1 protein-coding gene and 1 pseudogene are annotated in these 725 nt (G+C 32.8%); both read right to left on the reverse strand.

Annotated features, from left to right (window positions below):
- Positions 1-86 (reverse strand): annotated as a pseudogene (locus CCO88_RS11020) (Rha family transcriptional regulator); the annotation flags it as partial.
- 11 nt (positions 87-97) lie between these two features.
- On the reverse strand, positions 98-725 hold a 628-nt coding region (locus tag CCO88_RS09830), incomplete at its 5' end, for a TrbM/KikA/MpfK family conjugal transfer protein (RefSeq protein WP_002824471.1).

Consider the following 725-nt stretch of genomic DNA (forward strand, 5'->3'; position numbering starts at 1 on the left):
TCTAAACTTGTGCAAAAAACTTGTTCGTCTTTGTTTTCAAAAATAACTTCTTGATTGTTTATGTTGATTATGCTTGTATTGCTCATATCTACTCCTTTTAGTAAGTCCAGCATTCTTTAGTGAATGGTATTTTTTGATAATAGTCATAACAATTCCTATCTCCGCAAGTTCGAGAAATCATATATCTTTGATCGTCAGAAAGGCTTTCATAAGCTTGTTGAGTTATAAGCTGTAATTTTGCACTTAGTTTCCATTCTAAGGAATTGTAAAATTCCCCTGTGCATTTATATTTTGGAGTTTTATAATCGGTATAAGCATGGTTGATTAATGCGTGGCAAAAGTTAGGCATATTTGGATTGATTCTATAGCTCATAATTCCAAAAGTAGAATAACTTCTTTTAGTTTCTACTTGCGTGTTTAAATAATTTGGTGTGCATTGCCTAGGATCACTTACAGGTAATACATCATCGACTAAGTTATTTAACACTAAATCTTCTATGTTTGCGTCATTTTGTATAGGGCATAAATTTAAAAATGCTCTTCTTGCATCAATTGTTTTCCAGGGTTTTTTAAAGTGTATTGCAAAATATCTAGCTAACGAAGGACCGCATTCAGCAGGACGAGTTCCGCTACTTAAGCACAAAATCGCTTCACATGCCAATTTTGTATCCCCAGTTAAAACATCATCAGCAAAAGCGTTACTACCAATAAATAAAAGTAAAGAC

The sequence above is a fragment of the Campylobacter coli LMG 9860 genome (genome assembly GCF_000254135.1).
In the GTDB taxonomy this organism is placed as follows: domain Bacteria; phylum Campylobacterota; class Campylobacteria; order Campylobacterales; family Campylobacteraceae; genus Campylobacter_D; species Campylobacter_D coli.